Origin of the sequence: Fischerella sp. JS2, assembly GCF_032393985.1 — a bacterium.
Lineage (GTDB): Bacteria > Cyanobacteriota > Cyanobacteriia > Cyanobacteriales > Nostocaceae > Fischerella.
The window spans coordinates 530,735-556,013 of the sequence record NZ_CP135918.1 but is presented as its reverse complement, the minus strand read 5'-3'; the positions used below and the strand labels follow the sequence as shown (position 1 = coordinate 556,013).

25 protein-coding genes are annotated in these 25,279 nt (G+C 41.3%); 10 read left to right on the top strand and 15 right to left on the bottom strand.

The genetic code is table 11. From position 1 onward, the window contains the following. Positions 1 to 8 precede the first annotated feature (8 nt). A complete protein-coding gene (locus RS893_RS02335) occupies positions 9 to 1,226 on the top strand; it encodes an HhoA/HhoB/HtrA family serine endopeptidase (RefSeq protein ID WP_315789649.1) in 1,218 nt (405 codons plus the stop codon). An 85-nt stretch (positions 1,227 to 1,311) separates the two neighbouring features. Here the strand turns inward: RS893_RS02335 and RS893_RS02330 are convergent, their stop codons facing one another. The 3 genes from RS893_RS02330 to ispD form a co-directional block, all read right to left on the bottom strand. After that, the gene (locus tag RS893_RS02330) at positions 1,312 to 1,659 is read right to left on the bottom strand and encodes a DUF760 domain-containing protein (protein WP_016867028.1); all 348 of its coding nucleotides are present in this window, start codon (positions 1,657 to 1,659) and stop codon (positions 1,312 to 1,314) included. A 302-nt stretch (positions 1,660 to 1,961) separates the two neighbouring features. Further along, complete coding sequence (gene scpB, locus RS893_RS02325) at positions 1,962 to 2,492, bottom strand: SMC-Scp complex subunit ScpB (RefSeq protein WP_315789648.1); 531 nt, start codon at positions 2,490 to 2,492, stop codon at positions 1,962 to 1,964. 251 nt (positions 2,493 to 2,743) lie between these two features. After that, positions 2,744 to 3,427, bottom strand: coding sequence for a 2-C-methyl-D-erythritol 4-phosphate cytidylyltransferase (gene ispD, locus RS893_RS02320; RefSeq protein ID WP_315789647.1), 684 nt, complete (start codon positions 3,425 to 3,427; stop codon positions 2,744 to 2,746). Positions 3,428 to 3,583: 156 nt separating this feature from the next. Here ispD and RS893_RS02315 point away from each other — a divergent pair, with 156 nt between their 5' ends. Beyond that, a complete protein-coding gene (locus tag RS893_RS02315; protein ID WP_315789646.1) occupies positions 3,584 to 4,543 on the top strand; it encodes a glycosyltransferase family 9 protein in 960 nt (319 codons plus the stop codon). A 971-nt stretch (positions 4,544 to 5,514) separates the two neighbouring features. Further along, the gene (locus RS893_RS02310; RefSeq protein ID WP_315789645.1) at positions 5,515 to 6,279 is read left to right on the top strand and encodes a hypothetical protein; all 765 of its coding nucleotides are present in this window, start codon (positions 5,515 to 5,517) and stop codon (positions 6,277 to 6,279) included. Between the two features lie 91 nt (positions 6,280 to 6,370). On the opposite strand, the gene RS893_RS02305 is transcribed toward RS893_RS02310, so the two are convergent. Further along, positions 6,371 to 6,844 carry a CRR6 family NdhI maturation factor gene (locus RS893_RS02305; RefSeq protein WP_315789644.1) on the bottom strand — a complete coding sequence of 158 codons (474 nt, stop codon included), beginning with the start codon at positions 6,842 to 6,844 and terminating at the stop codon, positions 6,371 to 6,373. A gap of 492 nt (positions 6,845 to 7,336) precedes the next feature. On the opposite strand from RS893_RS02305, the gene RS893_RS02300 reads away from it, so the two are divergent. Beyond that, positions 7,337 to 7,957: a TMEM165/GDT1 family protein gene (locus tag RS893_RS02300; protein ID WP_315789643.1), complete on the top strand. Its 621-nt coding sequence runs from the start codon at positions 7,337 to 7,339 to the stop codon at positions 7,955 to 7,957. Between the two features lie 62 nt (positions 7,958 to 8,019). On the opposite strand, the gene RS893_RS02295 is transcribed toward RS893_RS02300, so the two are convergent. Next, positions 8,020 to 8,880 (bottom strand): tetratricopeptide repeat protein, encoded by an 861-nt coding sequence (locus RS893_RS02295; RefSeq protein WP_315789642.1) that lies wholly within the window; start codon positions 8,878 to 8,880, stop codon positions 8,020 to 8,022. A gap of 373 nt (positions 8,881 to 9,253) precedes the next feature. On the opposite strand from RS893_RS02295, the gene RS893_RS02290 reads away from it, so the two are divergent. Further along, the gene (locus tag RS893_RS02290; protein ID WP_315789641.1) at positions 9,254 to 10,300 is read left to right on the top strand and encodes a hypothetical protein; all 1,047 of its coding nucleotides are present in this window, start codon (positions 9,254 to 9,256) and stop codon (positions 10,298 to 10,300) included. 73 nt (positions 10,301 to 10,373) lie between these two features. On the opposite strand, the gene RS893_RS02285 is transcribed toward RS893_RS02290, so the two are convergent. Together RS893_RS02285 and malQ are read right to left on the bottom strand one after the other, a co-directional pair. Next, a complete protein-coding gene (locus RS893_RS02285) occupies positions 10,374 to 11,543 on the bottom strand; it encodes a homocysteine biosynthesis protein (protein ID WP_315789640.1) in 1,170 nt (389 codons plus the stop codon). 216 nt (positions 11,544 to 11,759) lie between these two features. Beyond that, on the bottom strand, positions 11,760 to 13,265 hold the full coding sequence (malQ, locus tag RS893_RS02280; protein ID WP_315789639.1) for a 4-alpha-glucanotransferase: 1,506 nt from the start codon (positions 13,263 to 13,265) through the stop codon (positions 11,760 to 11,762). A 108-nt stretch (positions 13,266 to 13,373) separates the two neighbouring features. Between malQ and RS893_RS02275 the strand changes: the two genes are divergently transcribed. Both RS893_RS02275 and RS893_RS02270 read left to right on the top strand, forming a co-directional pair. After that, a complete protein-coding gene (locus tag RS893_RS02275; protein ID WP_315789638.1) occupies positions 13,374 to 13,799 on the top strand; it encodes an NUDIX hydrolase in 426 nt (141 codons plus the stop codon). Between the two features lie 126 nt (positions 13,800 to 13,925). Continuing rightward, complete coding sequence (locus RS893_RS02270) at positions 13,926 to 14,321, top strand: RidA family protein (RefSeq protein WP_315789637.1); 396 nt, start codon at positions 13,926 to 13,928, stop codon at positions 14,319 to 14,321. Between the two features lie 234 nt (positions 14,322 to 14,555). Here RS893_RS02270 and RS893_RS02265 read toward each other — a convergent pair whose 3' ends face one another. Then, a complete protein-coding gene (locus tag RS893_RS02265; protein WP_315789636.1) occupies positions 14,556 to 15,002 on the bottom strand; it encodes a hypothetical protein in 447 nt (148 codons plus the stop codon). Positions 15,003 to 15,220: 218 nt separating this feature from the next. Here RS893_RS02265 and RS893_RS02260 point away from each other — a divergent pair, with 218 nt between their 5' ends. Continuing rightward, positions 15,221 to 16,717, top strand: coding sequence for an aldehyde dehydrogenase family protein (locus RS893_RS02260; protein WP_315789635.1), 1,497 nt, complete (start codon positions 15,221 to 15,223; stop codon positions 16,715 to 16,717). 112 nt (positions 16,718 to 16,829) lie between these two features. On the opposite strand, the gene RS893_RS02255 is transcribed toward RS893_RS02260, so the two are convergent. Continuing rightward, the gene (locus RS893_RS02255; protein WP_315789634.1) at positions 16,830 to 17,270 is read right to left on the bottom strand and encodes a hypothetical protein; all 441 of its coding nucleotides are present in this window, start codon (positions 17,268 to 17,270) and stop codon (positions 16,830 to 16,832) included. 95 nt (positions 17,271 to 17,365) lie between these two features. Next, positions 17,366 to 18,226, bottom strand: a complete 861-nt coding sequence (gene sfsA, locus RS893_RS02250) for a DNA/RNA nuclease SfsA (RefSeq protein ID WP_315789633.1) — start codon at positions 18,224 to 18,226, stop codon at positions 17,366 to 17,368. 35 nt (positions 18,227 to 18,261) lie between these two features. Between sfsA and RS893_RS02245 the strand changes: the two genes are divergently transcribed. Next, on the top strand, positions 18,262 to 19,530 hold the full coding sequence (locus RS893_RS02245) for a tetratricopeptide repeat protein (RefSeq protein WP_315789632.1): 1,269 nt from the start codon (positions 18,262 to 18,264) through the stop codon (positions 19,528 to 19,530). Positions 19,531 to 19,744: 214 nt separating this feature from the next. On the opposite strand, the gene fdhD is transcribed toward RS893_RS02245, so the two are convergent. From fdhD to RS893_RS02220, 5 genes are all read right to left on the bottom strand, one after another. After that, positions 19,745 to 20,590 carry a formate dehydrogenase accessory sulfurtransferase FdhD gene (gene fdhD, locus RS893_RS02240; protein ID WP_315789631.1) on the bottom strand — a complete coding sequence of 282 codons (846 nt, stop codon included), beginning with the start codon at positions 20,588 to 20,590 and terminating at the stop codon, positions 19,745 to 19,747. A 72-nt stretch (positions 20,591 to 20,662) separates the two neighbouring features. Then, positions 20,663 to 20,998: a DUF6745 domain-containing protein gene (locus RS893_RS02235; protein WP_315789630.1), complete on the bottom strand. Its 336-nt coding sequence runs from the start codon at positions 20,996 to 20,998 to the stop codon at positions 20,663 to 20,665. 33 nt (positions 20,999 to 21,031) lie between these two features. After that, a protein-coding gene (locus tag RS893_RS02230; protein WP_315784082.1) for an IS1 family transposase occupies positions 21,032 to 21,723 on the bottom strand; the annotation gives its coding sequence in 2 pieces (ribosomal slippage) (positions 21,032 to 21,399 and positions 21,399 to 21,723; 693 coding nt in all). A 107-nt stretch (positions 21,724 to 21,830) separates the two neighbouring features. After that, complete coding sequence (locus RS893_RS02225; protein ID WP_315789629.1) at positions 21,831 to 22,544, bottom strand: NAD(P)H-dependent oxidoreductase; 714 nt, start codon at positions 22,542 to 22,544, stop codon at positions 21,831 to 21,833. A 13-nt stretch (positions 22,545 to 22,557) separates the two neighbouring features. Continuing rightward, entirely contained in the window at positions 22,558 to 23,355 is a 798-nt protein-coding gene (locus tag RS893_RS02220; RefSeq protein WP_315789628.1) for a glucose 1-dehydrogenase, read from the bottom strand. Between the two features lie 184 nt (positions 23,356 to 23,539). Here RS893_RS02220 and RS893_RS02215 point away from each other — a divergent pair, with 184 nt between their 5' ends. Beyond that, entirely contained in the window at positions 23,540 to 24,835 is a 1,296-nt protein-coding gene (locus tag RS893_RS02215; protein ID WP_315789627.1) for an ATP-binding protein, read from the top strand. Positions 24,836 to 25,279 lie beyond the last annotated feature (444 nt).

The window sequence follows — 25,279 nt, the reverse complement described above, 5'->3', positions numbered from 1 at the left end:
TAGTGATTATGAAGTTATCAAAGAAACAACTGGCCGTTTATTTTTCATTAGTTGTGGGCGGCGGCGTATTCGGCGGTAGTGCAGTTTTGCTAGCCAGTCCCTTTCTCCTGACACAAAGGCGTACATTTCAGGAACTTAGGAATGTGACAATGGGCGTGCCGTCAGAAACAGTAGTTACCAATGCTTGGGGAAAAAGCATAGAAGCAACTGGGGCTGAAAGTGTTAATTTTATTGCTACAGCCGTGCAAAAAACAGGGCCAGCAGTAGTACGAATTAATGCGACACGCAAAGTAGCAAATCCCATTTCAGAAGCTTTTAAAAATCCTCTCTTGCGGCGATTTTTTGGCGAAGATGAAGAACCAATTCCACAGGAGAGAATTGAGCGTGGTACGGGTTCTGGTTTTATCCTCAGTACGAATGGAGAAATTCTTACCAACGCTCATGTAGTAGCAAATACAGATACAGTTCAAGTTACCCTCAAAGATGGCAGAACTTTTGAAGGAAAGGTAATGGGAGTTGATCCCATGACAGATGTAGCAGTGGTGAAAATTCCTGCCAAGCAATTACCAAGGGTAAAATTGGGCAATTCACAAAATTTGATCCCTGGACAGTGGGCGATCGCGATTGGTAATCCTTTAGGTTTAGATAACACTGTCACTATCGGCATCATCAGCGCCACAGATCGCACCAGTTCCCAAGTTGGTGTACCAGATAAACGAGTAAGCTTTATCCAAACTGACGCCGCTATTAATCCTGGTAACTCTGGGGGCCCTTTATTAAATTCCCAAGGTGAGGTAATAGGAGTAAATACTGCTATTCGTGCTGATGCTCAAGGACTCGGTTTTGCTATTCCGATAGAAACTGCTGCCCGCATTGCTAACGAACTTTTTACTAAAGGGCGTGTAGAACATCCCTTTTTGGGGATTGAAATGATAGACCTTTCTCCTACCAAAAAACAGCAAATCAACCAAGAAAACAGTCTTAACATCCAGCAAAATACTGGTATTGCCATCAAGGGAGTTCTAGAAAAATCACCTGCACAGCGAGCAGGACTGCGCCCTGGAGATGTAATCCAAAAATTTAACGGCAAACCAGTTAAAACTGCTGCTCAAGTACAGAAATTGGTTGAGTCTAGCAGTGTTGGAGACACTCTGCAAATTGAAGTTAACCGTGACGGTAAAATTCAAACCTTTCAAGTACAGTTAGGGGCCTATCCCCAGAAATAGTCATTAGTCCAGAGTCTGAAGTCTAGAGTCAAGAGTTTTTAACTACTGACCATTTGACAATTAACTCTTGACAATTGACTCTTGACTAATGATTATTAGCCAAATGATCTAAGTGCATCCGTTGTTCCATCTGGCGCAGGAAATAGCCAGTCATCATTGCTGATGCTAAAAGACCAGCAAGATTATCCCGGTCTGTTGTAATTTGGACGTTGAAGTTTTCAGCAGGCAGCATCCCAACAAGCCCCTGGACATTTTGCGAAATGATTTGCTTGATTTCGGGGCTGACGGACTGAGCGACGCTGGCCAAAACTTCCGGAGGCTGATGCTGCAAGTATTTGAGTAACTGATTAGACTGTTCCTCAAAATTGTCACTCAGATGCTGGCGAGGGTGTTGTTCAAAATTGTCATTCAAAAAGTCAGGATCAAACACCATTGGCAATTTAAGTTTAGCGGAGTTGCTAATTCTACTCTAAACCATTGTATAGAGTTAAGACATATTTCCTCAGCTTAGTAGTTAGTAGTTAGTAGAGACGCGAGGAACATCGCGTCTGTACAATAGTAGTTAGTAGTTAGTAGTTAGTAGTTAGTAGTTGGTGGTTAGTTATTTCTAATAGCCAATGCCCAATGCACACTCCACCCTTACCTTAAGCCGCTACGCGTCTACACACTCCTCACACTCCCCATACTCCTCCCCATCACCCCACCTCCCCATCTCCCCGCTCCCCAATCCCCAACCTACTCTACTTCCGAGGTCGATTCTAGTTTTAGCTCTAATTGTCGCTGCTGTTGTGGACTAGAAAATGGTGAGGGAAGTTGTTCGATCTGGAAATACTGATGAAACTTGGGTGTCACTTGTAATGAGTAGGAGCGAGAGTCACTATCTCGACGTTTCTTGACAAAACCAAGCTCAACTAATTCTTGTACGTGTTGATATGCTCCTGAGCCACGCAGGTTAATGAGGTCAGTTTGGAGCATGGGACTATTTAAGGCGATCGCTGCTAGAGTCCGCAATGCGCCTACTCCCAATTCTACTGGTATCAGGGTTTGTACTAAATCTTGAAAATCAGACCGCAGTTGCAGGCAGTAGCCGTTTGGGGTTTCTACGACTTCGAGGGCTGTGTCTCGACGAGCATAATCGTCAATTAGGTCAATAATACCTTCTTCGGCAGTAGCGCGATCACACGCGGCATACTCAGCAATTTCGCTGATTGATAGGGGTTTGCCCTTCAAATAAAGAATTGCTTCTATTTTTGTCGCTGCATTCATTGATCAATAGTCACTAGTCAATAGCCAATAGTCAATAGTCAACAGCAAAGGACAACTGACAATTGACAACCGAACAAGGAAACAATAATAAGTGTAAGGACTCTCTTATCACATTTTGAAACGAAAGTCAAGAGAACATTGTTGTTGGGTAGAGACGCGAGGAACATCGCGTCTGTACATTAAGAGTTGGTGGTTGGTGGTCAGTTATTTCCAATACCCAATGCCCAATGCCCGCTCCCTGAGCTTTACTTCTAATCAAATCTAGTTTTGAGGATAAATTCAGCGATCGCTAAATCTTGTGGAGTCGTTACCTTTAAGTTTGTTTCTTCTCCTTGGACAATTTGCACTTGATAACCGCATTTTTCAAACAAAGCAGCATCGTCAGTGACCTCCCAACCCTGAGCGACACCTTCGCCGTGACACTGTTTTAGCAGCTTAACATCAAAACCTTGGGGAGTCTGTGCCGCCCAAAGCTGGCTTCGTTCTGGTGTACTCTGAATTATGCCATTTTCATCTACGACTTTGATAGTGTCTTTGACTGGCACAGCCGCTATTAAACCAAGACAATGACAAATTGCTTCGGCACATCTGTTCAGTAAATCTGGTGTGGCTAGACATCTAGCTCCATCATGGATCAAAACTTGTTCAGCATTAGGTGGTAAGGAGAGTAAGCCATTGTAAACAGATTCTTGGCGGGTGGAACCACCCCTAATTAATTCCACAGGTTTAGTTAACTGTAAATCAGCAATAATTTCCTTAAATTCTTGCCAGTCATGGGGTTGGGAGATAATTCCTACCCAACTAATCTGATCTGATGCTTGTGCAGCTAACAGCGTCCAGGCAATAATTGGTCGCGATCGCACTTGTAAGAGGAGTTTATTGCGATGACTCCCCATCCTTCGTCCGGTTCCGGCAGCTGGAATTAATAAATGCACAGAGTTCCTTAATCTTTAAAAAATGATGAATTATAAATGATGAATAATGAATTATAAATTATGAAATTTTCAGCATTCAGCATTCAGTATTCATAATTCTTACTTAGTCCCTATCTTCCCCTAAAATAGGGAGCGAGTAGGCGTACATTAAATAATATGCGAATAGTAGCCCTTGTCCCTGGTGGAATAAGCGACCAAATTTTATTCTTTCCGACACTAGACGACCTGAAGCGTAATTATCCTGACGCTCAGATAGATGTCGTTGTGGAACCCCGGTCAAAGGCTGCTTACCGGGTGAGCAAGTCAGTGAACGATGTACTGATGTTTGATTATAAAGACCGTAACAGTTTGGCTGATTGGGCTAACTTAGTAGGCATACTTCGCGATCGCGAATACGATGTTGCTATTGCCTTGACGCAAAGCTTGTTAATGGGTCTTTTACTATGGTTGACTGGAATCCCCACACGTATTGGTTACAGAGGCAAGGGAGCAGCTTTTCTCACTAACACCATACCTCTCAAGCAAGAACAATACGCTGCTAATGTGTATCACACTTTGCTGCAAGAGTTGGGCATTAAGTCCCCTTGTCCACAGTTAGCTGTAAATGTACCGAAATTAGATATTGATTGGGCAGACAAAGAGCAGCTAAGGTTGGGAGTTAAAGAAACTGGTTATATTTTGATTCACAATGGTGTAAATGAGTTGCCACCAAATCAAGGTCAAGATAGAACATATCCTGCTGAGAATTGGCTGGACATCATCCAAGATTGCCAGCAGAAGCAACCAGATATACCTGTGGTAGTAGTTCAAGAACCAGGTCAACAAGAGTTTATCGCTAAGCTCAAACAGTCTATACCCGACATAAAAATTACTTCCCCAGATAATATGGGCAAGTTAGCGGCAATGATTGCAGGAGCAAACTTATTGTTGTGTACAGATGGCGCGGCTATGCAGCTAGCTGTTGCTGTTCAGACTTACACTATTGCCTTATTTAGTTCCACAGATCCAGCTAAGTTATTACCCAAAAGTGAGAAAATTATCGCAATCAAATCTCCCACAGGCAAAATAGCAGATATTTCGCCCAAAACCATTTTGGAAAAAATCTGGGGTGATTAGTACTGCTTGGGGTAAAGTCAAAAGTACACTCTTGAGTAGACGCACAGAGTGCGGTTTCCTGGAGGTTTGTTCTGATGAAAAAATTTCACCTTTTGCCCTTGAAAACTCGACTCTTCTGTTCAAATAAAGAGAGGGGTATCTGATAAAATCGGGTGACATCTTGATATTAATATTTTGCTTCATCATTGCGGGGATTTGAACCCCCTTTCTGCTTGTAAGAATAAATCAACAGGCGGAAAGGGGGTTCCATATTCTTTACCCTTCTCTACTGTTGCAAAAGTTACTTTTGTAATACGTGTGTTTAACTGCGTCCATTCTATTTACGTAAAATCACCTTAAAAAAAGTATTTTGTAATACTTGTAAATTTTAGACTTTACGGTATAAGAGTTAAATAAACAACTGTTTTTTCTATAAGCTGATATGTTAAATGAATTGTAGGGAAATATAGATTTAGATTCGTTTGTTAATGTGTATCTCATTCATATAGTTTGTAAACACTTAACATACAGGTTCTTAAATAATTTCCCTATTTTGATATTAAGTAACAATCGTGACTAGAAAAATTTTTATGTCCTAAAGTTTATATATTTAATATTTAACAGAAATATAGAATTAAATTAATTATTGACTAAAAATATTTTGCTATTACTGTATGGTTAAAAATATTAAAAATAATGTTTTTATTAGCTATTTAATTACTTCAAAAAATCTTAAAAACAGCTTGTTTTCATCAAGTGACTATATGAGGTATCTTAATATAAAGAAATTAAGTCATTAGAAATAAAGATTTGCACTAGAACAAAAATTAGTTTCTATTAATTGAGTTCAGTAAAACAGAAGATCCCCAGCTATTTAAAGATTATAGTTACCAAAATTACTTATTGTGATTAGCTTTTCGGTGGATCTAATGCACCATTAACTAGCAAGAGCATCCACCAAGAAAATCATAAAATTTTCAAAGGGAAAACAAATGACGATTCAATTACATGGCTTTACTAGTAGTGCTAAACGTTACATTCAAGTGCAAAGTCAGCCGCATCATATTATAGGCATTTTTAGAAAATTGCTCTGCTTATGTGGGAGTAAGTATGAAAGTGAAATGATGAATACAGAAAGTGCTTATTTTGAGTGTGAAGAAGATGGAACAATTACTTTTTACCAAGCACTAAGTACTGATGAAGTGGAATTAGGGATTTGGACTTATCTAGTATACGAATGTGCAGAAAGTGAAGAAAATGTATTCCGAGATAAATTTATTGATACAAGTATTGATTCTTTACAAAAATTGTTAGCTGGTCAAAAATTGGTTCAAGATGCTGTAGGTATTTATGAATATCTGAAATATAAGTTTTACGAAAATGAATATTTGGATGTTATTCTCCCTTCTGATTGGAATAATTTCACAGGTAAAGCAATAGCTAATATACTTTTGGAAGAATTTAAAGCGTTTAATTCTTCATCTCTGTTTGCAGAAAATGTCGGTAAAAAATATATGAAGACAGTTATAAATAAATTTATTCAACTAGGACGAGAGATTTTAGAAACAGGTAGCACAATAATTGATTTTGAATTACGTCAAAATGATGTATTGAAAAATATTAGAATTGGCGAAATTGCAAATTTAATTATAGAACATAACGATTATCTTCTATGGCAAGAAGCCTTACCTAGTAAATCTAAAGCTGTGGAATACGCTTTCAGTGCTGCTCTAGATTTAATATGTCGAATTCACTAGTTCCAATTTTACTAATGTTGATTTTTTACTTTTAATTTTTACTTAATAAATAACTCTTATTCTGAAATTGATTTTATTTCCAGTCTTATAATTAAAACATTGCAAAAAAACTCTCGTCTAACTCATATCCTAGCATTTGAGCCATCGATTGCAGACGTGATTGACTAGGTATATTATGTTGTTGAAGCCAGTCACTCAAAATAAAAATTTTATGCATCAAAAAGATTTCCAGTGCCTCAGGATTGTACTGAATTCCCTCTTTAGAACTGAACTGATGCGGTACTAGCATAGCTGTGTAACGAGCGAATTCTCCTGTTTTCCAGTCTAGTAAAAATGGTAACCAAGGATAACGGGCGTCGAGGCGAACAAACCACAGCCGCACCTCTGGAATTTCTGGAAGTTCTCGCGGATCGCCCTCTTGTTGGGAATAATTAATATCAAAGCGTAACTGCTGTTCATGGGATGCGATCGCCCCTTCTTGCAGTAATTGCTCAATTAACGTTGCTACAGGAGATAGATCCAAGCGATTAATGGAGTCAGAATTGAGAGCGATAGTAATAGTCATAATTGAAAATGTGAGAACTTTGACTCAAAAGTAACCTCGACAATTCAGACTAGCAGCTTTGTGAGTTTAACGCTAGCAGGAAAAGGGGAACAGGGGAGATAGGGTGTAGACGCGCTCATAGGCTTCCCGTAGGGTAGGGGTGATGGGGAGACAAGGGGACGACTTGGAGGACAAGGAAGAATTTCTTTCTTCTCCCAATCCCTTATCCCCGATCCCCAATCACTAAAAAATTCCTTTACTACAACCTGGGATAGATGTATAATTACTCATACAATCAAGAAGGGGAGTAGCTGCTGGCAAAGTATTAGCCAGCCCATCTAAATCAACATACTGGTGATGAGCCTGGTTTAGATGACAATCAAGCAATAAGCTAGTTGGAAGCGAGACCTTCACTGAGTTCACACAAAAGATTAAAGTGTGAAGTTCAGTGAGGTTTCGCTAGTCTCATTGAGCTTCACACACAGGTAAACGATTTGTCTGGAGCTTGAGAGAGTGCTAACAGCTTTCACCGCCGGTTTATTACTAATTACAGTTTCTGAATTAGGTGATAAAACCTTTTTTATCGCCGTAATTTTGTCCATGCAGCATTCGCGGCGACTTGTATTTGCGGGTGTTGTAGCAGCTTTAGCGGCGATGACAATACTGTCTGTAGGAGTTGGGCAGGCGGTGTCTTTGCTGCCAAAGCTTTACATTTATTATGCTGAAATTGTTTTGTTTATTGCCTTCGGTATTAAGCTGTTGTATGAGGGAAGTAAAACGCCTGCTGCTAACTGCGATACTGAAATTGTAGAAGAAGCAAAAACAGCAGTTGCTGAGGCAGAAAAGCAACTAAAAAATCAAAAAAGTATTTGGGCAATTGTATTAGAAGCTTTTTTATTGACATTTATGGCAGAGTGGGGCGATCGTACACAATTTGCCACCATTACCCTAGCAGCAGCGAATAATCCTGTGGGGGTGACAACAGGTGCAATTTTAGGACATGCCATTTGTGCAGCGATCGCTGTGATTGGTGGAAGAATTTTAGCAGGACGAATTTCGGAAAAAACACTCACCATCGCAGGCGGATTCCTGTTTATTTTATTTGGTATCGTCGCTGCTGTGGAAGGAGCGTGAAAGTAGGGGAACGGGAGGACACGGAGGACACGGGAGTTGTCTCCCTTGTCTCCTCCTCTTCTCTACGGTGTCGGTGTTGACGTTGCAGCAGGAGTGGGAGTTACAGACTCAGAACTTCTTTTATTGATTTCGTCTTTGTACTGAGCTGGTGCTAAAGCTGCGGCTTTATCAAACAGAGATTTTGCTTCATCAGCTTTTCCTTGTTCTTTGACAACCATCGCTTTTGCCAAAACAGGTCGAAAATCATTAGGAGCGCTATTAACTGCCTGATCATACACAGATAAAGCTTGGGGATAGCGTTTTTGGCTAGCGTAAATATTACCCAACATCACTTGTACAGCGACAGTATCCACGCTACCGGGTTCTATTTTATTTGCTTGATCTGATTTAGCAAGGGTATCTTGTAATAACCCGATGGCTGCTTCCGGCCGTTTTTGCGTGAGCAACAAAGCTACCATTCCTTGCAAAGCCTCAAGATTGCCTGGCTTGGTTTCCAAAATAGAACGATAAGCCTGAGCAGCACCTTCCTTATCGCCGATTTGTTGTTTAGCTTGTGCCAACAGCACGCCATACTTAGTTTGCTCTGGATTGAGCTTTGCTAATTTTTCTAAAGGTTCAATTACTGCTTGAATGTTACCTACACCCAAACTTAGCAATTGCAAACGAGTTTCTAACAAGCCTCGTAGTGCTGTTTGATTTTCCGGTTCTCGCTGTAAAACTTGTTCATAACCTCTTGCTGCATCTTCCAATTTTGCTTTTTGATCTGAGGAAGACGAATTTCCTCGGCCGCTAGCGGAATTTCGGCTGGACTGTTGCGTATCATTAAATGCGGCTATGATGGGAACCATAGATACCCCAACAAAAGCTATCACTGCCAACACTAAAACTACTTTGACTAACCAACGATTACGCGGCTGAGACACAAAACCGTCCTTAACTCTAATAAAACTATTATTTACACAAATTGAGAAAATTAAAAAATTGGAAAAGTTTGCGGAATACCGCTAACAAACTGTGAACTTTATAACAAATAGCCATTTGTGATGCTTAAGCAAGAGATGACTTTAAGAGGAGACGCCTAAATTGTAGCTATGGTATGCTTCCGAAACTAGTGTAAAGACGCTAAATTACACATTTAGTATGTATGCGAAAAATCGCGTCTTTCAGTATCATAACAGGGCAAACGATGATGGTTGTTTTGAAAGTAAATATACTTTAAGCAGCCGCACAAACGCTCTTCCCTGTTGCGTTAATAAAATCCCACAATGGGATGTGTCTCCGCCGCAAGGAGTTTTTATGAATTCCGACTTGATGCCGTCCCCTGAATCGTCAAATTCAACAGCTTCTGATGAAGCTAAACCTAGTCAAGAAGCAACTACTACTGATGTAGTAGCAGTCGAAGCATCTCAAAGCGAGACTTCGTCTGTAACGCCAAGCGAAACTGCTAATGATGGGAACTTAGGGAGTCGACAGCAACCGATTCCACCTCCCAGCGAACCGATGCAGTATCGAGCAATTGGCTTAGTCCGAGGTCGTTACATTGCTAGCAGCGAACAATTTACCCAAGGTGTAATGTTGACCGCAGATGGCACCAAATTAGATACTGTGCTACTTGGTCGAATCATGAGTTTAGTCAAAAACCACCTCGATTTAGAGCAAGAGCATCTGTGGGTTGTTTATCCGCGCACACGTCAAGAAAATGACCAATTGCATCTTCAAATTGTAGGAGTATGGGAGCCAGAAAAACTAGCTAAAAGTTCCACAACCGAACAACAGCAAGAGTTGACATTACCAGAGGAGGAAACAGCAAATCCTGATTCACCCGAGAATTTAGAGGAAACATCTCAACAGACCTCACTAGAACCGACACCATCATCAGAAATTTCAGACGGTGGTTTTTCTGTTCGTGGCGAAATAGTTTACCAGTCATACGATACAGAGAACTTGGTAATCAAGATTAAGCAATCTGCCCGTAAGCCAAATGATAAACCCAAGTATTTCAAATTGAAACTCAAGGGTAAGCTAGAAACCAAAGCAGTAGGAAAATTTTGGGACTTGCAAGTCCAGCGACAAGGTGAATCTTTGGTTATAGAAAAGGCGAGTGTGATCGCAGAATTGCCCAGAAAACGCAGCAGTAAACCACCGTTTAAACGTAAAGGTGGAGGCGGGGTAAGCCGCCGTCCTAGTGGTAGAAAGCCATATCCCCCAAGACGAAACGGAGAAGGCTCACCACGTCCAGTCAAAAAAGTGGGTGAATCTCCATCAGCATCGCCACCTCCAAGACCTATACCCAAAGGTTCTGTTCCCAAACCTGTGAAGCGACCGAAACCATCACAGGAGTAAACAGATGGGGAGATAAGGAGATGGGGTGTAATTTTCTCCCCATCTCCCCAAAGCCCCACCACCCTACCTTTTGTTAAAACTCCGTCCACCGATCCTGGGGGAGAAAAGAGCGTTCCATCGAGATTTGGGCGACTGGTTCGGTAAGAGTAAAAGTACCTGCTTGAATCCATTGTTTTAACTCTTGGGCGACTTGCCGAGAGAGGAGTATGCTTACAACGGGTGCAACACGTACTGTTTTGCCTTCAATGATTATGCGTCCTGTTTTTAGTTGAGCGTAACTCACCAAGCCAAAGGTAGGACGTACCCGCCGGGGAATGGAAAAGTCTACGATGGGTGCAACTAAGTCTTGATCACTAACTGCACATCTGGCTACCACTTCCTTACTTAACACGGGAAGGGGTACGCCTACACCCAACATTAAAGAAGGACCATAATTTTTGAAGTAACAACCCCGTACCCAACGAGTATCCATTTGTTTGGCATCACCGATTAAGGCTAAAGTTGCAGCCGGGCCAATAGGTGTACGATTGGGCAAGCGTTTTTGTAAGGGAAAATGCTGCGTTCCTTCCCATGCTACATAGCCAATACCCCCACCCAGGAAAATTCGTGTACCAATACCGACTAGTTGGAGATCAGGGTCGTTGAAGAGAGGGGAAATAGCACCAGGGTTAGAATAAACTGCATTACTCAAACGCGGCTGTAGAGGGCCTAAATAAGTAAAAAGTGGGCGATCGCCTCCATTCACCCCTACAATAAAATTTTGATAAAGATTTCTAGGATTAAATAAATAAAACTGATTGATAGTATCACGGGTGATAGTTGTTTCAAAAGTAGCTCTGGGGTAACAATCTGTGACTTGTCCTTGAGCGCGTACATGTACAGGTTTACCAGCAATCAAATCTTCAATTACATGACCACCGCCTCGTTCTCGGACTTCTTCCCCCTCCATCACCTCTACAGCAGAACTTGCACCCAAGTATAAATCTACAGCACCAAAGCCTGAATAGACTGGCACACCATCCAACCAACAGCGACGAATTTTGATTGGCGGATCAGTATGTCCTAGGTTAATAATTGCACCACTAGATTCCATTGGCTCAAAAGTCCCAGTAGTGATTACATCGACTTCCTGGGCAACTTTTGTGACACCGACTTCTGCAACTCTGGTTTTTAATTCTTCCGCAGTTAATACCACTGCACGTTTACTGCTAATTTTTTCATTAATTTCCGCAATTGTTCGCATATTTCAAGGCACTAGAGACTAGAGGCTAGGAGAAGAAGTCGTGATCGCTTCCACTCCTCGTCTAAGTGAAATTAGGTGGGTTTTACCCACCCTAACTAACCAAAACGATTCCAAAAGGGCAGTACTTGTCTTATACCATTTCACAAAATAATTGATACAAGTTCTCCTCCTTGTCTTCGTACTTGCCAAATGTATCAGACTTGTAGTGAAACGGTATTACCCCTTGTAGCGCCCATAAATCATTACCATCTCCCTAAGACGGTTGCTGTATTCCTCAGTTAAGGCTTCACTTCGATAGCGCCAATCCCAATTGCCATCAGCTTTACTAGGGGTGTTCATGCGAGCATCAGACCCCAAATTGAAGACATCTTGGAGAGGAATAATTGCCTGATGAGCAACAGAACTCATTGCTAGTCGAATCATATCCCAAGCTATTCCGTGGGGACCATTACAGCCAAGGTATTTTTGGACGCGATCGCGTTCATAATCAGAAGCATCATGATAATACCAGCCAATGGTTGTATTGTTATCATGGGTTCCGGTATAGATTACGCTATTATGAACCACATTAAATGGTAAGTAAGTATTGTTAGCATCGCTACCAAAGGCAAAGTGAAGAATCTTCATTCCCGGAAATTCAAAATGATCTCTGAGATCCAATACTGGCTGATCGATGTAGCCTAAGTCTTCAGCAATGATCGGTAGAGTGCCTAACTCTTCACGAATTGTCTCAAACAGAGCGTAGCCTGGAGCTTTTACCCATTTGCCATTGATCGCCGTTTCCTCTCCTGCTGGAACCGACCAATAAGATTCTAAACCTCGGAAATGGTCAATACGAATTAAATCTGCATGAGCGAGGTTTTCACGTACACGTCTGACCCACCAATGAAAACGAGTGGATTGCAAGTAATCCCAGTTGTAGATCGGATTTCCCCAAAGTTGACCCGTTGCTGAGAAATAATCTGGTGGAACCCCTGCGACTTCAGTAGCCTCTCCCGTTTCCGGATCGAGCATAAAATTCTCCGGATGCGCCCAGACATCTGCGCTATTATGGGCAACGTATATGGGAATATCGCCAAGAATCTGAATATTTTGTTCGTTAGCGTAGAGTTTAAGCTCAGACCACTGTCGGAAAAACTCGAACTGTAGGAATTTATGGTAAAATATCTCGTCTGTCAATTGCAGACGCCAATGTTCTAGTATCTCTGGTTTGCGCTTACGCAGTTCTTCAGGCCACTCAGTCCAGGTTGTCGTTCCTTGCGTATCTAGCAATGCCATAAAAAGGGTATAATCTTCTAGCCAACTTGCTTTACCCCGACAAAAACCCTCAAACTCTTTCTGCTGCATAGGACTAGCCTTGTGTTTAAAGTTTTCACAAGCTTTCCGTAACACAGGTATTTTCCAAGCAATGACTTGCTCAAAGTCTATATGATCCAACGGGAAATCTGGAATATCGCGCAGATCATCTTCACTCAACAAGCCTTGATCTTTCAATACATCCGGACTAATCAGCAGGGGATTGCCTGCCATAGCAGAAAAACACATATAGGGTGAATTGCCAAAGCCCGTAGGTCCCAAGGGTAGTACTTGCCACAACTGCTGCCCACTGCGAGCCAAAAAATCTACGAACTTATACGCCTCCAACCCCAAATCTCCGATACCATAGCGACCGGGAAAACTGGTTGGATGTAGCAGAATGCCACTGGATCTAGGAAAAGGCATAAATATCCTGAACTATAGAGAGCAAAGATATCCACTGAATTTAACATGGAACAGTTGTTGACTTTCAGTTATCTGGAAGACCAGATTTGCTGTCACAATTAATGTTTTATGAGTTATCAAAATCCTGTTCCAACTGTTGATATCATCATCGAATTGCTTGACCGACCTCATCGACCCATAGTGTTAATTGAGAGACATAATCCGCCATTAGGCTGGGCCATACCCGGTGGATTTGTTGATTATGGGGAAACTGTGGAAGCGGCGGCGCGGCGTGAAGCGTTAGAAGAGACTGGCTTACAGGTGGAGTTGATTGAACAATTTCATGTTTACTCTGATCCAGCACGCGATCGCCGTAAGCACACGATCAGTATAGTGTTTTTAGCAACGGCAAAAGGGGAACCAAAGGCAGGAGATGATGCCAAAGGGATAAAAATTTTTGAATCTTGGCGTGTACCAGAGAATTTGTGTTTCGATCACGATATAATTTTGCGAGATTATTGGCGGTATCGGCATTATGGGATACGTCCGAGGTAGGGATTGGAGGGATGGGGGGATGGGGAGATGGGGAGTGTGAGGGGTGTGAGGAGTAAGTATTAAATAACAACTAACAACTAACAACCAACAATCAACAATCAACAACCAACAAACAACAGAAGAACTATGAGTAAAAAGATTATTCGTACTGAGAAAGCACCAGCGCCAGTAGGATCGTATAATCAGGCGATCGCTGCTGCTGGGAAGATGATGTTTGTGGCTGGACAGATTGCCCTTGATCCAAATACTGGTGCTATTGTCGGTGAAGGAGATGTCAAAAAACAAACTGAGCAGGTAATGGCTAATTTGGAAGCGATTTTGGTAGCTGGAGGAGCTAGTTTCGCTGATGTGGTGAGAACAACTATATTTTTAGCTGATATGAATGATTTTGCGGCTGTGAATGCCGTGTATGCAAAATATTTTGATGAGGCGACAGCGCCAGCACGGGCATGTGTACAGGTATCGCGTTTACCTAAGGATGTGTTGGTAGAAATTGATTGTATTGCGGTGGTTAGTAGTTAGTTGTTGATGCTTAGGAATCAGTGACAGTTAACAATGAGTAATATAATTTGATAACTGATAACTGATCACTGAACTATACTCTCCCCACACTCCCTAATCCCTAATGCCTTCTACTGATATGATTCGCCCGTAAACCTCGAAAAGCCTAGAATCAAACCTCACGTATAAAAACAAAGCCCGCTTGTGCGGGCTATAGAAAAACAAACAGCTAACAATTAGATATAGTCTCAGTTATTACCTTTGTTGCTGTTGCTGCTGGCGTCTTACATTCTCCCGATATTGGTCTAGTTGTTTCTTTTGTTGGGGAGTTAAAACAGCTTCCATTTGCTGTTGTGAAGACACCAAAATTTGCTGCAATTGGGTTTTTTGTTGTGGGGTAAAATCTAATGCAGCAAAAGCTTGTTGAGGAGGCTGACCTGATTGCATCGCAGTCTTGATTTGATCGCGTTGCTTCTGTGTCAGCACCTTCTCAATACTATTGCGAGCGTTAGCACGAATTTGAGCAATCTTTTGTTGTTGTTGCTGTGATAATTGTATACGGGGTGGTTGTAGTTGTTGGTTTGCTTGTGCAAGTTGTAATGGAACTTTTGGAGCGCTTTCTGCTTGCACAGAGCGCTGGGGCATGACTGTAAAACTGAGGGCAGCTGCTGTGGCTATCAGTGACAGATTTTTGAGTTTCATTTATTGCCTCGTGGATTTCTCCCTTTCGTTTTATTAATTATAGAAACTGATTGTCCCTAACTACGTCCGTAATATTCGCGCCTTCAGTAGAATGAGCGCGTCTACGTTTAGATTTTATCTCCTCGTTGTGGGCAATTGCCCGTGGGGGTATAAGAAAAGGGTAAAAGCCCCCAGATTTATCAGTAGAACTCAATCTAAAATCCAAAATCTAAAATCGAATGGACACTCCACTAACTTGTCGTAATTATATTGATGGTCAATGGTTAAACGCGATTGCGGGAGCTACTTTAGAAAGCCGCAATCCTGCTAACAAGCGTGAAGTCATTGCTACTTTTCCCCATTCCGGCGCAACTGACGTAGAAGCAGCAGTGGTTGCTGCGCGCCAAGCTTACCAAACTTGGCGATTAATCCCCGCCCCAACGAGAGCAGAATATATTTTTAAAGTCGGGGAACTTTTAAGTAAGTACAAAGAAGAACTGGCACAATTAATCTGTCAGGAAATGGGTAAACCCCTAGCAGAAGCACGAGGAGATGTACAAGAAGGTATTGACTGTGCTTTTTATAGTGCAGCCGAAGGGAGACGCTTGTTTGGGCAAACTACACCATCAGAAATGCCTAACAAATTCGCGATGACAGTACGGATGCCCATCGGAGTCTGCGCCCTCATTACTCCCTGGAACTTCCCTATCGCTATTCCCTGCTGGAAAGCCATGCCGGCTTTAGTGTGCGGTAACACTGTTATTTTTAAACCAGCAGAAGATACCCCCGCCTGTGCTACAAAACTAGTAGAAATTTTTGCCGAAGCAGGTTTACCACCAGGAGTCATTAACCTAGTGCATGGGGTAGGCGAAGAGGTTGGAAAAGCCCTAGTTGCTCATCCTCATGTAGATTTGGTATCTTTTACAGGTTCTTCCGAAACGGGTGCAGAAGTTGGTTCCATTTGTGGACACACCCACAAACGCGTCTGTTTGGAAATGGGTGGTAAAAATGCTCAAATAGTCATGGAAGACGCAGATTTAGAACTAGCCCTAGATGGTGCAATCTGGGGGGCATTTGGTACAGCCGGTCAACGCTGCACTGCTACTAGTCGTTTAATTCTGCATCGAGACATCAAAGAAAAATTTACCACTATGCTTAAAGAGCGTACCAGCAAATTACGTCTGGGTACTGGTAGTGATCCAAACACAGAAGTCGGGCCAATCATCAACGAAAGACAACTGCAACGAGTCAACCAATATCTAGATATTGCCCGTGCAGAAGGGGCAAAGGTATTAATAGGTGGAGAAATCACAACAGAGGGAAAACTAAAAAACGGCTACTTCTTTCAACCAACTATCCTTGACGAAGTAACGCCGCAAATGCGAGTTGCTCAAGAAGAAATATTTGGGCCAGTGGTAGCATTAATAGAAGTGAATAGCTTTGAGGAGGCAATATCAATCCTCAACAACACCAAATACGGTCTTTCTTCCTCAATTTATACCCGTGACATCAATCGTGCCTTTACAGCCATGCGCGATATCGAAGCAGGAATCACCTATATCAATGGCCCTACCATCGGTGCAGAGGTACATTTGCCTTTTGGCGGTGTCAAACAAACAGGCAATGGACACCGGGAAGCTGGAACTACCGCCTTAGATATTTTCACAGAATGGAAGACAGTTTATGTAGATTTTTCTGGTAGCTTGCAAAGAGCGCAGATTGACAATCGGGAATAGTACTAACTTGAAAAAGGGTGTGGGGGTGTAAGGGTGTAGGAGGAGTCAAATTTTCAGAGAGTGCAGGGAAAAAACATAGATGTTGTCTACAAAATTTTTTCGGAAGATGGCTTCAACTACGAAAACGAGCAGCGCTCAGCATTAGGGGTGCTGTGAGTAACATCCAAAACATGGGCAATCCAAAGTAAATTGCTGCGTAAATGGCGTTAGTAGTGCGTGTCTTAATAGGCTCAACAGAGAGCCAAGCGTTCATGATGCCTATATTAATTACTCCCAGCAGGAAATGGAGGGCTAGCACAAGAATAGTAAGAATGACAATCCAGTGGGTAGCTAAGTTCAGGCGTTGTCCGCAAACGATAACGACAAGAGCAAGGGTTGTGGCGAGAGTCAGCCAGCGTATACCCATGATGGGGAAGAAGATAATGACTGCCTCATTAGCATTGATTCCAGGATGTTTAAATGGGGAGAGGGGTAATGACCAAAAAAATAGCAGGGCAGTAGTAGCAAGTGAAGTGAACCAGCAACCCCAGAATAAAGTTTGTTTTATAACCATTAGATATTAAAGTTGAAATTGTGCAAAAATTTTTTATCGAACACTGATGCACACTGATACACACAGATGATCACAGATAGATTATTGGTATGCTTTTATATCTTAATGTTAGGTGAGTTCGATGCAACAGAGAATTTAGGTTTCGCTAAACCTAAGTAGCGGATACCTATTGGTGAGATTTCAAAACGACAAGGTAGAACTTCCAAACCTAAGGATATTGCTTGCCGTAATAATTTTCCATATACGGGATCGGCACTATCACCAGGGGCAAATTCTTCACAATCTCCCCGATTAATAAAGTAAAGCATCACTGCCCGGCTTTGGGGAAGGAGTGCCATTAATTCTCGCAAATGTTTTTGTCCTCGTGTTGTTTCTGTATCGGGAAATAAGGCGAGTTTGTCTTGCGCCCAAGTAGTGTTTTTTACTTCTAAATAAATCGGACGATGATGATCTGTGATTAGCAATGTACTATCTTCTTGTGATGATGCTTCTGATAAAGTTGTCCTATCTACGTCGATTAGCAGTGGATTCGCTTGTTGGGCTAGTGTTGCACTTACAGATAGAAAAAAATCTACTCGGCTTTTTTTATCTTGTCCGTAGACGACTTCACTACGAATTTGACTATATTTACCCAACTGAGGGAAAAGATTTTTTTCTAATGCTAATTTAATGATGCGATTAGGCAAACTTGTATTAACACCTACCCAAGTTGGTTCATTATCATGCACTTGAATTAATTCCCAAGTGTAAGCTAATTTACGATTGGGATTATCACTTTTAGAAAGCTGCACTGCATTACCAGGGATACATACTCCTGTCATTGGCCCTGTATTTGGACAATGTGCTGTCACTACCTCCCCAGAAGCAAGTTCAATATCAGCAAAAAAGCGTTTATAGCGTCTGAGTAAGATACCAGGGTATAAAGTTGGGTAATAGTAAAGGTAGTCGGCTGTCATTATTTAGTGGTTAGTAGTTAGCTGTTAGTAGTTATATGAATAATGATTTTTACAATAGGGGATTGGCTAAAGCAAAGCAAAAAGATTATGCTGGAGCGATCGCAGAATTTACAAGTGCTATTGAGATCAACCCTTACTTTGCTGATACTTTCTGCCAACGGGGTTTAGCATACTATGATTCTGGCGAAATTCTTTTGGCTGTTTCTGATTATACGGAAGCTCTGCAACTAAATCCTGAATGTGTCGAGGCTTATTATTGTCGCGCTTTGGCAAGAGTAGCGCTGAAAAATTTGCCGGGGGCGCTTGCTGATGCAGACCAAGTTATTCGTTTCAATCGCGATCACGCTGCGGCTTATAATTTACGGGGAATTATATACCGCAAAATGGGACGTGTTCATGATGCGATCGCTAATTTTAAGTTAGCTGCGGATTTATATCTACAACAAAAGGATAAAGATAACTGTCGTCTGTGTTTGGAAAAAATTAAACAACTGCAACCCAAACAAAATCTTACTGTGGTTCACCAACGCCCTACCCCAACTATACCGATTATGTCACCGCAGGAATATTTCACCCAGTTGTTGGAAAAGGCAGAAAAAGGGGATACTCGCCAAGCATTAGAAGATTTAAACTGGGCGTTACAAGTCGATCCGCAAGATGCACAAGCTTATTGCTGTCGTGGGGTGGTACGTTATAAACAGGGAAACTATCGTGAAGCGATCGCAGACTTTAACCAAGCCCTACAACTCAATTTTCAAGATGCGATTGTCTATCGCAACCGAGGAAAGGCGCGTTTTCAGCTAGGAGATCATCAAGGCGCGATCATCGATTTTAACCAAGCACTGCAAATACAACCAGAGGATGCCTTGCTTTATATTGCCAGAGGCAATGTTTACCGGGCAATGGGTAACTATTTTGGTGCGGTAACTGACTATACTCAAGCTCTAGAAATTCACCCTGGTGATCCTCAAGCTTACTACAATCGCGGTCTTGCTTATGCCCACATGGAAGAAATGCAACGTGCCATAGCCGATTATCAGCAAGCAGCAAGTATATTTTGTGAAAAAGAAGACTGGAAAAATTACGAACACGTCCTTGAAAGTCTCAATAAAATTCAGTCTCCAAGTATTGAATCGAAGCAAATTAAGTATAACCTGCTACAACAACGCTTATTAAGACTAGTCGGGGGATATTGGGAAATAGCCCAACGGTTAATAGATCAAACCAAGAGATACTATCCTGGGATGTCAGAAGAATGGTACATGGAAAAAGTGATTGATGATTTGGAACGCGATCGCGGTTAATACCAATTTGAAAAAAGAATACAACACATGGATTATATAACACCCCAACCTAACCCTCCCCTTTCTAAGGGGAGGGTGGGGTTAGGCGGGTGAAGTTATCTGTAGCAAACATTATTTGAATTGGTATAACTCAAAGTTGCATTCAAAAATAGTAACTGAGACATGGGGTAATTAAGGAGAAGTTTTCTCCCCATCTCCCCACCTCCCTATCTCCCTATCTCCCCACCATCCAGATTCTTTCCCAACCAGAATAAACATTGAATTTTTGTCCCCGCAAAAATCCTATTAAGGTAACTTCAAATTCTCTAGCTACAGAAACCGCTAAACTACTAGGAGCAGAAACAGCACAAATAATCGGAATCCCAGCAACTATACACTTTTGTAAAATCTCAAAGCTAGAGCGTCCACTTACCATAACAATGTGGTTATGCAAAGGTAAGCGATCGCTCAATAAAGCCGAACCGATGAGTTTATCCAAGGCATTATGACGTCCTACATCTTCTCTTACTGCTAACAACTGCCCTTGAACATCAAATAAAGCAGCAGCATGTAGACCGCCTGTTGCTTTAAATATACCCTGAGCTGCTCTAAGTTGGTCTGGCAGACTATAGAGAATTTCTGGTGTCACTTGGGGTTCTGGGGGTATCGGCGTTACACCCCGCAAATGTAAACTTTCCAGACTAGCTTTACCACACACTCCACAGGCGCTGGAGGTGTAGAAGTGACGTTCCAAAGGCTGTAAATTGGGATGTAAGTCTTCTCGTAGTTCTACATTGACAATATTGAAGCGTTGTTCACCATCTATTTCTGCATCTACGCAATAACTCAGACGTTGGATATCTTGGCGGTTGCTAATTACTCCTTCTGTGTACAGAAAACCAGCAGCTAGTTCAAAATCTGCTCCTGGAGTTCGCATGGTGACAGCAATTGTCCGACGTGGAGATAGCAGACGAATTTCTAAAGGTTCTTCTGTGGTGATATAGTCAGAACGCGATCGCATTTTGCCATTTTCCACCACCCAAACTCTAGCTTGAGTTTTACTGCCTTTAGGTTCGCTCATGAGAATTTTTAATTGTTAATTGCTAATTGCTCATTGAGGCAAAAATGTTTTTTTATTCCTATTCATTATTAATTATTGGCCTGAAGTGTGAGAGCGAATGACTTGCTCTAGCACTTGTCGTACTTTATCACTGGGTTCTTCTGGTATCCATTGTGCTTGCCATTGTTCTGGGGAAACTGTACCGTATTTTTCTGGCAAGGGGACATTTTGATAAAAATACAGTTTATTCCCATCGGCAAATTCAACTGCTGCTTCTCCTTCAGCATGAAGACGATTTTCGCTGTCTAGAGAAAGTTTAATAGGGCGATCGCAGATAAAACAAGTTTTCTCGAAGGGGAAAACCAAACCACACTCAGTAACCAGAGATTGCAACACATTCCATCGACTTTCATCATGTTCACAATGCAACTCATTAATGGCGTTGCTGAATAAAGGTATGTTTTAGGCAGGTAAGGGAACAGAACGATATTTGAGGTAGTGCAATAACAATCGAACAGAGTATCTCAGCATTTCCTCGGTTTTGGAATAACATAAAGTTTTACGATGAAGACGAGCCAAATAATGTCTAAGCCTTGTGTTTTCATTTTCGACTCGTGTCATGTAGGTCTTACTCACAATTTGGTCACCATCAGGAACAAAACAAGGGTAAACAGGGTATCCATCTGTGACGTAAAAATAACTCTGCCAACACTGGACAATGTTCCATAACTGTTGGAAAGTAGTCGAACTACGATCACCTAAAACCCAAGCAAGAATACCTTGAGTAAAGTGATTTACCGCCGTCCACAACCAGATTTTATTTTTTTTGAACCAATAAATGTTTCTAATTCATCTAGTTCTCCCACCTGCGGAATTTCCTTTGAATTTGGTGTATCCGCCAATTGTGTACCCACTCGTTTAACCCAATGAATAATGGTAGTATGATGAACGTTTTTCACCCTTTCAATTCCACGAAATCCCATACCATTGACGTACATTTTTAGGCATTCTTGTTTGATTTCATCCGAGTAGCCCCTGGGTGGTTTATAGACATCAATGAATTGACGACCACAATCACAGCAAATGTGATTCTGTTTACCTCTTTTCTTTCCATTCTTACGGTTATGACAAGATCCACAGCGTGGACATTCCATGATTAATTGACCTCAATTCATACCGCTATTATGCAACGCCAAAAAGAGAGAATAATTCTTTTGATGGTTTTAGTTGATTGCTGATCCATAATTTGGTGTTGGGCGACTTAAGTAACCGGGGTAGCTTCCACTTCTCCGGTTTCAGTATTAGTACTAACTTTCAAGACTGTATCCATCGCATCTGTACCCATCCTAGCAGCTATTTCTGGACAGGGCTTGTTGGCATGAATGTTAACTTGGATACTCTCTTGCTTCTCTAGGCTGACTTCTTGTCGCCCATATTTGAGGACAGTTGACATCCAAACTAACTCGTCCATAAACCTTTCCATGCGGCGAATGTAGGTTGGTTTGTCAATCAAATTCCCCGACTGATCAAATAATGTTTGAACGTTGCTAAAGTTGAGGTCATAAAAAATAGTTACCAGCCCCAACTCTCGCATCACAGGTAAGAGATTTTGAATTACTCTTGTACCACCAAAAGGGCCTGAGGAAACACCGCACAATCCAACGGCTTTATGAATATATTCTTTGAGGCAAGTATCAAGTACGTGTTTAAGCAAACCGGGATAACCGTGATTATACTCCGGTGCAACGATAATTAATCCATCTGCTCGCTCCATAGTTGCAGAAAATTCAGGATCTTTGAGCGATTCGCCTGCATCATCAACAGCGATCGCCATATTTCTAATATCAATCAGTTCTGTCTCTAGGCGATCGCGTGCGGCTACTTGCTCAACGATAAATTTAGCAACATGTTCACTTTGGCGACCTTGACGTGGAGTACCAAGGATAACTGGAATAAATAGGGATGAATCTAGCATAGTTTTGTTTCCTCTACTGTTCTTGATAGTTCCAAAGTAGCCCACCATCGACAAAGAAAGTGCTACCTGTAATGTAGTCAGCCTCAGAGGAAGCTAGAAAGGCTACTAAGGAAGCAATATCTTGTGGCTGACCCAAGCGACCAAGAGGAATATTTTGTAATAACGCACCCAACTTTTGCGGGTCATTCAATAGCTTAGTATTAATAGGAGTTTCTATTGCTCCGGGTGCAACATTATTAATAGTAATTCCTAAGGCTCCTAATTCAACTGCCAAGTTGCGGGTCAGCATTTTCATTCCACCTTTACTAGCACAGTAAGCAGTAAAATTAGGAAATGGTAGTTCCTCATGTACCGAACTAATATTAATAATTTTACCAGTGCGCTTAGTTGCAATTAGATGTTTGACAAAAGCTTGGGTGGCAAAGAAGACTCCTTTTAAATTGACATTCATCACAGCATCATAATCTGCTTCTGTAACTTCCCAAAAAGGCGCATGTTTTTCAATGCCAGCATTATTTACCAAAATATCCAACTTGCCAAAATGATTAATACTTTCTGCTATTAGTTGACGTACTTCCTCAACACTACCCAGGTCTGCTTTCAAAGTATAACCATGTGATTTAGGACGAAAAGCCATGTGGCAGCTACCACCAATCTTCTCTACCTTTGCCAAGGTTTCTTCTGCTCCTTCTGGGTGAGAGCGATAGTTAATGACAACATTTGCCCCTGCTTGAGCAAGACGTACAACAATTTCTTGCCCAATTCCTTGACTACTACCAGTAACTAAAGCAACTTTACCTTCTAAACTCATAATTTTCTCCTTAGCTTGAAATTGATTATTGCTCAAATAACTAGTTAAAATTTTATGAATATCTAAGGAAATATATATAAAAGGATGATATTTTTGTTAGAAAATTCTTAGTATTTCCTCAGCAAATTTTCAAATTACTATTTGATTTTAAAAAATAATTTTCTTAATACTGCAATCTGTATTTATGATCAAAGCCCTTGATAATAAAAACTTACAAATCCAAATGTGGCAACGTGAGCGACGAGCGATCGCACTTTTATCCTCTTTAAACTATCGAACTGGAGAACTAACTAGCTATCTGCATGATATAGCCTGTGGAGTTAGTGAGTTGCTAGAGGTAGATTGGTCAGTCGTCACTTTATGTCAGCAAGGTTTTGAGAGGGTACTGGCCAGTAGTATTGACATGGGCGAGGGCGAACACATTTATTCACTGCATGGTTCACTCACCGGCACTGTTATAGAAAGTGGTCATTCCCTAGTAGTGGAAGATGCGAATCAACACCCGGAGTATGGCCAGGCCCCAGAAGGTTATTGTGCTTATTTAGGAATACCGTTGCGGATTGCTACAGGGGAAGTGATTGGCACTATCTGCTCTTTTCATCACCAGCCACGGGAATTTTCCCAAGAAGAAATTCAACTGGGAGAATTGTTTGCTGAACGTGCCGCTACAGCAATTTATAATTATCATTTGTACCAGCAGCAGTGCCAATTCAATCATATTCTAGAGGCTGAAGTAGAAAAACGCACCGCCCAATTACAAGCAGCACAAGCCAGGCTGGTAGAACAGGAACGATTAGCAGCCATTGGTGAATTTGCAGCCATGATTGTGCATGAAATTCGCAATCCCTTGACTACCATGAACATGGGATTAAAGTATGCGAAAAAAAACCTTGTGACTGAAGCGGCGCAAGAGCGATTATCATTAGCACTAAGCGAAGCCAGTCGATTAGAAAATTTGCTCAGTGAAATTTTACTTTACGCCAAGCCCCAAGTGTTGCAACTGTGTGAATTAGATGTGAATGAATTCATTAGTGAGTTACTTATGGCAATATGCGAAATGCCAGAAGCACTCTCACGCCAAATTGAATTTATTCCGGCTTTATCTACACCTCATATCTTGGTTGACAAAGATAAGCTCAAACAAGTGTTTATCAATATTGTCCGCAATGCTTGCGAAGCAGTCTTACCAGGAGATGTCATTAAATGGGAAGTGGATACTTCGTCTCAAGATCAAGTTTGCATCAATGTTTGCAATGGTGGTGAACCTATTCCCCCAGAAGTTTTGTCAAAACTAACTCAGCCATTCTTCTCCACAAAACCTAATGGCACTGGGCTAGGACTTGCCATCACTAAACGCATAGTCAATGCTCATGGTGGGGAATTATCTATTCATTCTGATACTACAAGTGGTACTACAGTGAATGTTCAATTACCCGTGGCTAATCTTGGGGATATTGTTACAGATGGGTTGAAAAGCTAAAAAAACGCTTGGCAAAAAGAGTTTGAGAACTAAATCAACACGTCTAATTACATCCTTTATTAAAAATTTACTATATCTTAATTTAAAAAAATAAAAAATGGCAATTTATGTGTATCAAATCATCACGGTTTCAAAATTAGGACTGCTCGTGCAATTTAAACAATAAATTCACAATATAGATATTTATAAAAACGATTTCTTTACAATTTATTAGGTAAAATTATTTAAGAATAATTCAGTTACATAACTTATTATTTATTTTTCTCATAGAAAAATTTTAGTCTAAAAAAGAAAAAAGAATGGTCATTAAGCCTCTATTTTTTCTGTTTTCTAGAATAAATAAATCTATAAGTTTAGATGTAACTGTAAATCGCAAAACCTAATTTTGTAATGAAAAACAATAACCAAAAAATTGATTTGTAATGACATTTAGTGAATCCTCAC

What these genes read in the sequence shown, in the direction of transcription:
- RS893_RS02335 (WP_315789649.1), top strand. Translation starts at nt 9, where the DNA reads ATGAAGTTATCAAAGAAACAACTGGCCGTTTATTTTTCATTAGTTGTG.
- RS893_RS02330 (WP_016867028.1), bottom strand. Translation starts at nt 1,659, where the DNA reads ATGGTGTTTGATCCTGACTTTTTGAATGACAATTTTGAACAACACCCT.
- scpB (WP_315789648.1), bottom strand. Translation starts at nt 2,492, where the DNA reads ATGAATGCAGCGACAAAAATAGAAGCAATTCTTTATTTGAAGGGCAAA.
- RS893_RS02315 (WP_315789646.1), top strand. Translation starts at nt 3,584, where the DNA reads ATGCGAATAGTAGCCCTTGTCCCTGGTGGAATAAGCGACCAAATTTTA.
- RS893_RS02310 (WP_315789645.1), top strand. Translation starts at nt 5,515, where the DNA reads ATGACGATTCAATTACATGGCTTTACTAGTAGTGCTAAACGTTACATT.
- RS893_RS02305 (WP_315789644.1), bottom strand. Translation starts at nt 6,844, where the DNA reads ATGACTATTACTATCGCTCTCAATTCTGACTCCATTAATCGCTTGGAT.
- RS893_RS02290 (WP_315789641.1), top strand. Translation starts at nt 9,254, where the DNA reads ATGAATTCCGACTTGATGCCGTCCCCTGAATCGTCAAATTCAACAGCT.
- RS893_RS02285 (WP_315789640.1), bottom strand. Translation starts at nt 11,543, where the DNA reads ATGCGAACAATTGCGGAAATTAATGAAAAAATTAGCAGTAAACGTGCA.
- malQ (WP_315789639.1), bottom strand. Translation starts at nt 13,265, where the DNA reads ATGCCTTTTCCTAGATCCAGTGGCATTCTGCTACATCCAACCAGTTTT.
- RS893_RS02275 (WP_315789638.1), top strand. Translation starts at nt 13,374, where the DNA reads ATGAGTTATCAAAATCCTGTTCCAACTGTTGATATCATCATCGAATTG.
- RS893_RS02270 (WP_315789637.1), top strand. Translation starts at nt 13,926, where the DNA reads ATGAGTAAAAAGATTATTCGTACTGAGAAAGCACCAGCGCCAGTAGGA.
- RS893_RS02265 (WP_315789636.1), bottom strand. Translation starts at nt 15,002, where the DNA reads ATGAAACTCAAAAATCTGTCACTGATAGCCACAGCAGCTGCCCTCAGT.
- RS893_RS02260 (WP_315789635.1), top strand. Translation starts at nt 15,221, where the DNA reads ATGGACACTCCACTAACTTGTCGTAATTATATTGATGGTCAATGGTTA.
- RS893_RS02255 (WP_315789634.1), bottom strand. Translation starts at nt 17,270, where the DNA reads ATGGTTATAAAACAAACTTTATTCTGGGGTTGCTGGTTCACTTCACTT.
- sfsA (WP_315789633.1), bottom strand. Translation starts at nt 18,226, where the DNA reads ATGACAGCCGACTACCTTTACTATTACCCAACTTTATACCCTGGTATC.
- RS893_RS02245 (WP_315789632.1), top strand. Translation starts at nt 18,262, where the DNA reads ATGAATAATGATTTTTACAATAGGGGATTGGCTAAAGCAAAGCAAAAA.
- fdhD (WP_315789631.1), bottom strand. Translation starts at nt 20,590, where the DNA reads ATGAGCGAACCTAAAGGCAGTAAAACTCAAGCTAGAGTTTGGGTGGTG.
- RS893_RS02225 (WP_315789629.1), bottom strand. Translation starts at nt 22,544, where the DNA reads ATGCTAGATTCATCCCTATTTATTCCAGTTATCCTTGGTACTCCACGT.
- RS893_RS02220 (WP_315789628.1), bottom strand. Translation starts at nt 23,355, where the DNA reads ATGAGTTTAGAAGGTAAAGTTGCTTTAGTTACTGGTAGTAGTCAAGGA.
- RS893_RS02215 (WP_315789627.1), top strand. Translation starts at nt 23,540, where the DNA reads ATGATCAAAGCCCTTGATAATAAAAACTTACAAATCCAAATGTGGCAA.